The 7,686-nt window shown below is 72.5% G+C and carries 10 protein-coding genes and 1 pseudogene; 7 read left to right on the top strand and 4 right to left on the bottom strand.

The genetic code is table 11. The features are described from left to right. Positions 1 to 35: 35 nt before the first annotated feature. Complete coding sequence (locus ACFU74_RS20600; protein ID WP_380758683.1) at positions 36 to 239, bottom strand: hypothetical protein; 204 nt, start codon at positions 237 to 239, stop codon at positions 36 to 38. Positions 240 to 506: 267 nt separating this feature from the next. Further along, positions 507 to 935: an arsenate reductase ArsC gene (locus ACFU74_RS20595; protein ID WP_380758681.1), complete on the bottom strand. Its 429-nt coding sequence runs from the start codon at positions 933 to 935 to the stop codon at positions 507 to 509. 158 nt (positions 936 to 1,093) lie between these two features. Here ACFU74_RS20595 and ACFU74_RS20590 point away from each other — a divergent pair, with 158 nt between their 5' ends. The 5 genes and pseudogenes from ACFU74_RS20590 (at position 1,094) to ACFU74_RS20570 (ending at position 4,330) form a co-directional block, all read left to right on the top strand. Further along, positions 1,094 to 1,426 carry an ArsR/SmtB family transcription factor gene (locus ACFU74_RS20590; protein WP_380758679.1) on the top strand — a complete coding sequence of 111 codons (333 nt, stop codon included), beginning with the start codon at positions 1,094 to 1,096 and terminating at the stop codon, positions 1,424 to 1,426. After that, the gene (arsB, locus tag ACFU74_RS20585; protein ID WP_380758677.1) at positions 1,423 to 2,532 is read left to right on the top strand and encodes an ACR3 family arsenite efflux transporter; all 1,110 of its coding nucleotides are present in this window, start codon (positions 1,423 to 1,425) and stop codon (positions 2,530 to 2,532) included. Before ACFU74_RS20590 ends, arsB begins: the two co-directional genes overlap by 4 nt. Before the next feature lie 109 nt (positions 2,533 to 2,641). Beyond that, positions 2,642 to 3,039, top strand: a pseudogene (locus tag ACFU74_RS20580) (NAD(P)-binding domain-containing protein); the annotation flags it as partial. A gap of 25 nt (positions 3,040 to 3,064) precedes the next feature. Then, the gene (locus ACFU74_RS20575) at positions 3,065 to 3,451 is read left to right on the top strand and encodes a type I-E CRISPR-associated protein Cas6/Cse3/CasE (RefSeq protein ID WP_380758674.1); all 387 of its coding nucleotides are present in this window, start codon (positions 3,065 to 3,067) and stop codon (positions 3,449 to 3,451) included. A gap of 294 nt (positions 3,452 to 3,745) precedes the next feature. After that, positions 3,746 to 4,330, top strand: a complete 585-nt coding sequence (locus ACFU74_RS20570; protein WP_350541306.1) for a TerD family protein — start codon at positions 3,746 to 3,748, stop codon at positions 4,328 to 4,330. Positions 4,331 to 4,415: 85 nt separating this feature from the next. Here the strand turns inward: ACFU74_RS20570 and ACFU74_RS20565 are convergent, their stop codons facing one another. Further along, positions 4,416 to 4,973, bottom strand: a complete 558-nt coding sequence (locus tag ACFU74_RS20565) for a TetR/AcrR family transcriptional regulator (RefSeq protein ID WP_380758672.1) — start codon at positions 4,971 to 4,973, stop codon at positions 4,416 to 4,418. Between the two features lie 197 nt (positions 4,974 to 5,170). Here ACFU74_RS20565 and ACFU74_RS20560 point away from each other — a divergent pair, with 197 nt between their 5' ends. Further along, positions 5,171 to 5,872, top strand: a complete 702-nt coding sequence (locus tag ACFU74_RS20560; protein ID WP_380758670.1) for a maleylpyruvate isomerase family mycothiol-dependent enzyme — start codon at positions 5,171 to 5,173, stop codon at positions 5,870 to 5,872. 42 nt (positions 5,873 to 5,914) lie between these two features. Here the strand turns inward: ACFU74_RS20560 and ACFU74_RS20555 are convergent, their stop codons facing one another. After that, the gene (locus ACFU74_RS20555) at positions 5,915 to 6,097 is read right to left on the bottom strand and encodes a hypothetical protein (protein ID WP_380758668.1); all 183 of its coding nucleotides are present in this window, start codon (positions 6,095 to 6,097) and stop codon (positions 5,915 to 5,917) included. Between the two features lie 325 nt (positions 6,098 to 6,422). Between ACFU74_RS20555 and ACFU74_RS20550 the strand changes: the two genes are divergently transcribed. Beyond that, positions 6,423 to 7,394 carry a hypothetical protein gene (locus tag ACFU74_RS20550; RefSeq protein ID WP_380758666.1) on the top strand — a complete coding sequence of 324 codons (972 nt, stop codon included), beginning with the start codon at positions 6,423 to 6,425 and terminating at the stop codon, positions 7,392 to 7,394. Positions 7,395 to 7,686: the final 292 nt, after the last annotated feature.

Below are 7,686 nucleotides of genomic sequence, written 5' to 3'. Positions count from 1 at the left end.
CTTCAGGCACACCACGGCAACCACTCAAACGTGTTTCAGCGAGGGCCGGCCTTGCTGCTCGTTCCCGATTGCCGTCCGGAGCCGTGGGCAACGCCGCGTCGGGCGGTCAGCGGCTTGCTGCCGCGCTTGCCGTCGGTGGTGGTGACGGCGTTGTTGTGCACGGCGACCGAGTGGGTGATCGTGGCCTTGCCGTCGATCGGGAGGTCGCCCTTCCACGCCCGTGGAGGCCTTGGCGTCACCGTTGTAGACGGCGTCGTCGAGGACCTTGGACAGGTCGTGCCTCGATGGCCCGGTGCTGTCGGCAAGGCCCTGTGACGCGAGATCGGCCTCGGTGCGGAGGAGGCGGACGAGGGCGCTGCTTGAGCGCGCAGGTCGTCGGAGAGTTCCGGGCCGGGCGCGCCGATGGAAAGGCGGCCCGGGAGGTCCTCGACGTGAGCGGCCGTCATCGGGGCCCCGCCGGCCGCGACTTTGCCCTCGAAGGCCGGCGGTCATGCAGGTCTCGGCCCTCAGTCCTCCGCCTTCTGCTTGGCGTCGATCTCGGCGATGAGGTTCTCGATGAGGCCCTTGATCTCGTCGCGGATGGGGCGCACGGCCTCGACGCCCTGGCCGGCCGGGTCCTCCAGCTTCCAGTCCAGGTACTTCTTGCCGGGGAAGTAGGGGCAGGCGTCGCCGCAGCCCATGGTGATCACGTAGTCGGACGCCTGCACGGCCTCGGTGGTCAGCACCTTCGGCTTCTGGCCCGAGATGTCGATGCCCAGTTCGGCCATCGCGGCCACGGCCGAGGGGTTGATCCGGTCGCCCGGGATCGAGCCGGCGGAGCGGACCTCGACGCGGTCGCCGGCGAGGTGGCGCAGGAAGCCCGCGGCCATCTGCGAGCGGCCGGCGTTGTGGACGCAGACGAACAGGACGGACGCGGCGGGGGAGGGGGTCGTCATCTCGTTCTTCCTCGGGACGGAGTTGCCGCACTGCGCGTCCGATCGGCTCGGCCGGCTCCCGGACGCGGCCCGCGGCATCGGCGGCGCGAACTCGTTGCAGTGCTGTTCTGCGGCGGCGGGCTTGGCTCTTCCACCGGCGTCGGCTAACGTATCACCGCATGGTGATGTCAGTCGATAGTGATGCAAAAGACGCGGTGGACGTGCTCAAGGCCGTCGCCGACCCGCTGAGGATGCGCATCCTCACGCTGCTCGCCCGCGAGGCCCTGTGCACCACGCACCTGGTCGAGGAGACCGGCGCCCGGCAGACCAACCTGTCCAACCACCTCAGGATCCTGCGCGAGGCCGGACTGGTCGACACCGAGCCCTGCGGCCGCTTCACCTACTACAAGCTCCGCCCCGAAGCCCTGGACGGCCTCGCCGGCCTCCTCGGCGACCTCGCCTCCACCGCCCGCGCCACCGCGTGCGCCGACACGAAAAGGTCCTGCCCGTGACCGCCACCAAGACCGACGCCCCTCCGGAGTCCCCCGAGGCCGGGCTGGTCGGCAAGCTCTCCTTCCTGGACCGGTTCCTCGCGGTGTGGATCCTGATCGCCATGGGCCTGGGCATCGGCCTGGGCCGCCTGATCCCGGGCCTGAACGACGTCCTCGCGAAGGTGGAGGTCGGGGGCGTGTCCCTGCCGATCGCGGTCGGCCTGCTGGTCATGATGTACCCGGTGCTCGCCAAGGTCCGCTACGACCGGCTGCACACCGTCACCGGCGACAAGAAGCTGATGGCCTCCAGCCTGGTCGTCAACTGGGTACTGGGCCCGGCACTGATGTTCGCGCTGGCGTGGATCTTCCTGCCCGACCTGCCCGAGTACCGCACCGGTCTGATCATCGTCGGCCTGGCCCGCTGCATCGCGATGGTCATCATCTGGAACGACCTCGCCTGCGGCGACCGCGAGGCCGCCGCCGTCCTGGTCGCCCTCAACTCCGTGTTCCAGGTCGTCGCGTTCGGCCTGCTCGGCTGGTTCTACCTCGACATCCTGCCCGGCTGGCTGGGCCTGGCCCAGGACGACCTGCACTTCTCCGTCGGCAAGATCGTCGTCAACGTCCTGATCTTCCTCGGCATCCCGCTCCTCGCCGGCTTCCTCACCCGCCGCCTCGGCGAGAAGAAGCTCGGCCGCGAGACCTACGAGCAGAAGTTCCTGCCGAGGATCGGCCCCTGGGCCCTCTACGGCCTGCTGTTCACGATCGTGATCCTCTTCGCCCTCCAGGGGAGGACCATCACCGACCAGCCCGGTGACGTCGCCCGCATCGCCCTGCCGCTGCTGGTCTACTTCGCCGTGATGTGGTTCGGCACCTTCGCCCTCGGCAAGGCCATCGGCCTCGCCTACGACCGCACCGCCACCCTGGCGTTCACCGCCGCCGGCAACAACTTCGAACTCGCCATCGCCGTCGCCATCGCCACCTTCGGCGTCACCTCCGGCCAGGCCCTGTCCGGCGTCGTCGGCCCCCTCATCGAGGTCCCCGTCCTCATCGGCCTCGTGTACGTCTCCCTCGCCTGGCGCCGCAGGTTCACCACCCGGGCCACCCCGGCCGTGGAGTCCTCCCGGTGACCTGCCTCCACCGCACACCCGCGCCCGCTGCCGGTTCCCGCCGGCAGCGCGGCGCGGGCGCCCTCGCGGCACACCGCACCTGCTGCCCGCCGTTCACGGGGGCGGACCGGTGACCGGCCCCGAACGGCGCGTCCAGGCCCTCGTGGTCGGCGGCGGTCAGGCCGGGCTCGCCGCCGGCTACTACCTGCGGCGCGCCGGGCCCGACTTCGCGATCCTCGACGCGTCGCCCGCTTCGGGTGGGGCGTGGCAGCACTACTGGGTGAGCCTGCGGCTCTTCTCGCCCGCCGCCTACTCTTCCCTGCCCGGGCGCCCGATGCCGGGCCGGGCAGGGCCGGGCAGGAGTACCCGGACGCGGTGCACGTCGTCGCGTACCTCACCGAGTACGAGAAGCGCTACGAACTGCCCGTCCACCGCTCGGTGCGGGTGTCGGGCGTCGAACGCGGCCCCAGTGGCCTGAGCGCGCGAACCGACTCCGGCTCCTGGCGTTCCCAGGCCGTCGTCTTCGCCGCCCTCGCCGACGAAGTCCGCGTAGGTGTGGCGCAGCCCGCGGCGGGCGGCCAGGAGCTCGGCGACCCGGGCGTCGTCGTGGTGGACCTGCTTGTTGCCCCAGCCGTTGAGATTGAGGACCACGGCGTCCAGGCCCCGTATCCGTCCCGACGGAACACCGGGGCGATGTCGCGCATCCACAGGTCGTCGGTGGGGATGGCGGTGGTCACCTCGACGGCCGGGCCGCACTTCGCGCGCGCCTCGGGGGCCAGGGCGGGCAGGAGGGGGATCGCCCGGGAGGCGTCCGGGAGGCGTCCGGGCGGGGGCCGCTGCCCAGCTGCGCGTCCTCTCCGGCTGGGCCTTCGTCAGAGCGCTCACCCAGGGCATCGGCCACGCCCGCGCCTACAGCTGCGGCCTGCTCCTGGTCCGCTGACACCCGGGGCGGGGTCGGATGGCGGTGAGGCCTGCGCGGTGTCAGATGCCGTCCCCTCAGGGCACGGGGAGGAGGTCCGCCCGGTTCAGCGTCGGGCGGGGCCTTCGGCGGTGGCGAGGGCGGGCGGCGCGCAGGTCCTCCGGCGCCCCGGTCGCCGTCCGGTCCCGCTCCGGGCGGTCGGGAGGGCGGCGGGTATGGTGCTGGGGAAACGGTGTCTGCCCTGGTCGGACGATGCGCCGCTGCCAGGTGGTGTGACTCGGACCCGTAGCAGCGCCCCCACCGAGAGGATCACGCATGATCACGCTGACGAAGGAAGACGGCCCGGCGGATCTGGACGGGGTGACCCACCTGTCCATCGGGGTTTCCTGGGATCCGACCGCAGGGAGCAGCGGCGGGCTGCTGGGCAAGCTCCGGCAGAAGCAGGGCACCGACCTCGATCTGATCGCCATCGCCATGCAGGGCTCCGAGCCCGTGCGCCTCGCCGGCCTGGATTCCCTGGACCCCCTGGGCAACGGCTCGCTGGTCCACAGCGGTGACAACCAGACGGGGCACGGGGACGGCGACGACGAGACGGTCACCGTCGAGTTCGCCCGGGTGCCGGCGAACATCACGTCCATCGTGTTCGTCGCCGCCGCCTACAAGAAGCGCAGTGCCTTCCAGAACGCCCGCAACATCAGCTTCAAGGTCTACGACGCGACGGGTGGCAGTACCCAGCAGGTCGCGGACATCTGGCCCAGCATGCTCACCAACGACAACGGCTGCGCCGTGGCCAAGGCGGTACGGGCGGGCGCGGGCTGGAAGCTCCAGGTGATCAACGAGACGGGGAAGATCAAGCAGGGCGACGAGAAGGACCTGATGCGCTTCGCCGTGAGCAAGTAGCCATCGGCGAGTAGCCGCGAGTGGCCACGAGCAGGTGGCGCGGGTCTCCGGTGGCCGGCCCCGGCGGTCGTCCGCCGGGGCCCGGCTATTGGCCGCTGCGGGCCGCCGGGGCCGCCGGGGCCGCGAAAGCGGCGATCGCCGCCGTGACGGTGGCCCGCAGTTCCCGGGCGTCCGCTCCGGCGCGGGAGCGCAGGTTCACCCCGTGTGCCAGGAGGGCCAGGACGTCGGCCGCGGAGTCCGGATCGGCGCCCTCGGCGAGCTGGCCCTGCCGCTGCGCCGACACGAGGGCGGCGCGCAGGTACCGGTGCTGCCGGTCGAGGACGGCGCGCACCGCAGGGCTGCCGTTCTCGCTGCCGGCGTGGGCGTTGGAGAACATGCAACCCCACCGGGCGAACTCGCCGGTGCAGCGCCTCTCGATCAGCACGGCGAAGAACTCGCCGACGGCCGGCAGGCCGCGGTCGTCCTCCTCCGGACGGCCGAGGAGGGGCCGGGACCGCTCCCTGACGTAGTGTTCGAGCGCCGCGCGGTAGAGCTCCTGCTTGCCACCGAAGGTCGCGTGAAGACTGGAGCGGCTGAGCCCGGTGGCCTCGACGACGTCCTGGACGCCGGTGGTGGCCACGCCCTGCCGCCAGAACAGCCGCATCACTTTCGTCGGAACCGGCCGGGTGGCTCGGCCGGGTTCTGGTGCAGACACATCGTTTTGAGGGGCCCATGGCCGAGGCCGTTCACCGGCTGTACCGTCCCGGTTTGCCGGCGACACGTCAGGCAGGTACGGGGAGTGAACGGACCCCATCATGACGGCGGCGCCCGCGAGGCGCCCCGGAACCGGAGGAGACGACCGTGACAGCGTCACAGAATCAGCACGACCCGGCCGAGCAGTACCTGGTCTACCGGCACACCAGTGAGGCGATAGCCGGCCTGGTGGCCGCGCTGCCGGACCCGGACGCCGTCGGCGTGCCCGCCTGTCCGGACTGGAGCGTGCGGGACCTGATCGGGCACCTGGTGCACATCTGCGAGTCGTTCTGCGCCCTGGAGGACAACCAGATCGACCTGGGTCCGCTGGCGGACGTCCCGGCGGTCGAGCTGCTGGAGCGCTGGAGCGGGCTGGACGGCGAGCTGCCCACGGCCCTGGACCGCAGCCCGGAGCTGCGCCGGCGGATCCTGCTGCTCGACGTGTTCTCGCACGAGCTGGACCTGCGGCTGATGCTGGACGCGCCCGTCGAGCCGGCCGCCCACCCCGCGTTCGACGGCGCGCTGGACCTGTCCACCATGGGCTTCGGTCTGGCGGTGCACGGCGGAGGGCTGCCGGCGCTGCGGATCGAGACCCCCGGGAGGGCCTGGGTGGTAGGTGAGGGCACCCCCGCGGCGACCGTCGGCGGGGCGGCGGTGAACGTGTTCCGATCGCTGACCGGCCGGCGCACCCGGGCGCAGATCGAGGGTCTGGAGTGGTCCGGCGAGTCGGCCGCGACGTGGGCGGAGGCGTTCGCCTGGGGGCCGTTCGCGCCGCCCGTGGCCGAGGTGGAGCCGCTCGTCGGCCGCTGAGCGCGCTGGACCGACACGCTGAACGGGCGGGACCGTTGCTGCTCAGCGGTCCCGCCCGTTCACCGTGCGCAGGGCCATCACCTCCCGGTCGGGGAGGCTCCTCGCCTTCGGATCGAGGAGGGCGCCCGGGTCGTGGAGCGAGCAGGCGGGCTGGTTCGGGACGTCGCTCGCGGCGACCACGGCCGCCCGGGAGTGCTGGCCGGCCGAGCTCGCCGGGCGCGGCATGGTCCGAGCGTCCTTCGGCCCCCGAAGCCGGCACGGCGGCTGCGCGACCCACCGTGGCCGGCGCCGCTGGAAGGCCCGGCCGCGATCTCATCGAATGCCTCGACGCACTGACTCCAGCCCGCCGCGCACCCGGAGGGCCGCCGCTCTCCGGCTTCATGCTTCGGACCCCCGGGGGCCGTTGTGCTTCTCCCGTCGTGCCGATGCCGGGCAACACGGGAGTAGTCATCCGGCCGGGGCGATGCACGACACTCTGTGACGCCCCCCGCACAACGGTTTCTGACATCCCGTCAGGAACGGCCCGGCCAGCGAGCTGAGGAGACCCCACGTGACCGGAACCATCACGGGCCGGACGGTGAACGCGCCCCCGCGCGCCACCTCGCTGTTCGTCAACGGCCTGTTCCCGCGGCGCCGCGCGCTGGTCGTCCTGCTGGGCCTGCTCGGCGGGCTGCTGCTCGCCTACGCCTGGTCCTCGGAGCTGGTCGACGACAAGATCGGCTTCAGCGCCGCCAGCGAGCTGCTCGGTCACGACGCCAGGAACACGCCGCTGGACGGCATCTCCGCCGGTGTGCTGTTCGCCTTCGTCTCCGGTCTGGCCGGCTCGTTCACGGCCTGCAACGTGGCGGTGTTCGGCGCGGTCGGTCCGCTGGTCGGGCAGATGAGCCTGACCCGGCGCCAGCGACTGGTGAACGCGCTGCGTCCGCTGGGCTGGCTGACGGTCGGCATGCTGCCGGTCTCGGCCGGCTACGGGGTGCTGGTCGGCCTGTTCGGCACCCGCATGCCGCAGTTCTCGACCGCGCCCGTGCACGGGTCGATCTCGCCGCGGATGCTCCAGGCGATGATCGTGTACGGGCTGGTCGGCCTGGTGATGCTGGTGATCGGACTGGCTGCGGCCGGGGTGCTGCCCGACCCGCTGAAGCGGGTGGCCGCCCGGTTCCCGAACGCCCCGCTGGTGCTGGTCGGCGCGCTGGTCGGCGGCTTCCTGATCGGCCGCCCGTACCCGCTGTTCCGCAACCTGTTCCGGCATGCGGCGGTGGAGCACAACCCGCTGTACGGGGCGGTGGCGTTCTCGCTGCAGTCGATCGGCAACATCCTGGTGATGGCGCTGCTGTTCCTGCTGCTGTCCTTCGTCCTCGGCGCGCCCGTGCATCGCTGGCTGGCCGCCAAGCCGGGCCGGGCGGCGACGCTGACCGCCTCCGCGTTCCTGGTGGCGGGCGCGTTCACGGTGATCTACTGGGACGTCCGGCTGCTCGGCAGGCTCGACTACATCTGGTGGCCGACGGCGCCCTGGAACGGCTGAGGCGCGTCCTGGCACGCACCGCTCGCGCCGGCGGCGGGTCCGGTCCCCCGGGGCCGGGCCCGCCGCCGTTCCGTCGCGCGGGCGGCCCGTCGCACGGGTTTGCGCCGCGCGGGCTCGGACCGGCCGTTCCGCCGCCCGGCCACCGACTGCCGGGCGCGCCTCCGGGTCGTCGCCGGCCCCGAGGACCGTGCCGCACACCTGGGCCTCGAAGCAGACGTCCGCGGTGAGCGCCTTCGGCGGCGGACGGCAGGGCGGCGAGGCCGTCTTCGTGCCGCGCGACGTGGTCACGGTG

The sequence above is a fragment of the Kitasatospora sp. NPDC057500 genome (assembly GCF_042802195.1).
Lineage (GTDB): Bacteria > Actinomycetota > Actinomycetes > Streptomycetales > Streptomycetaceae > Kitasatospora.
Note: the sequence above shows the minus strand (reverse complement) of the source record. Positions and strands in the feature narration are given on the sequence as shown.

What these genes read in the sequence shown, in the direction of transcription:
- ACFU74_RS20565 (WP_380758672.1), bottom strand. Translation starts at nt 4,973, where the DNA reads ATGCGGCTGTTCTGGCGGCAGGGCGTGGCCACCACCGGCGTCCAGGAC.
- ACFU74_RS20570 (WP_350541306.1), top strand. Translation starts at nt 3,746, where the DNA reads ATGATCACGCTGACGAAGGAAGACGGCCCGGCGGATCTGGACGGGGTG.
- ACFU74_RS20590 (WP_380758679.1), top strand. Translation starts at nt 1,094, where the DNA reads ATGGTGATGTCAGTCGATAGTGATGCAAAAGACGCGGTGGACGTGCTC.
- ACFU74_RS20595 (WP_380758681.1), bottom strand. Translation starts at nt 935, where the DNA reads ATGACGACCCCCTCCCCCGCCGCGTCCGTCCTGTTCGTCTGCGTCCAC.
- ACFU74_RS20555 (WP_380758668.1), bottom strand. Translation starts at nt 6,097, where the DNA reads ATGCCGCGCCCGGCGAGCTCGGCCGGCCAGCACTCCCGGGCGGCCGTG.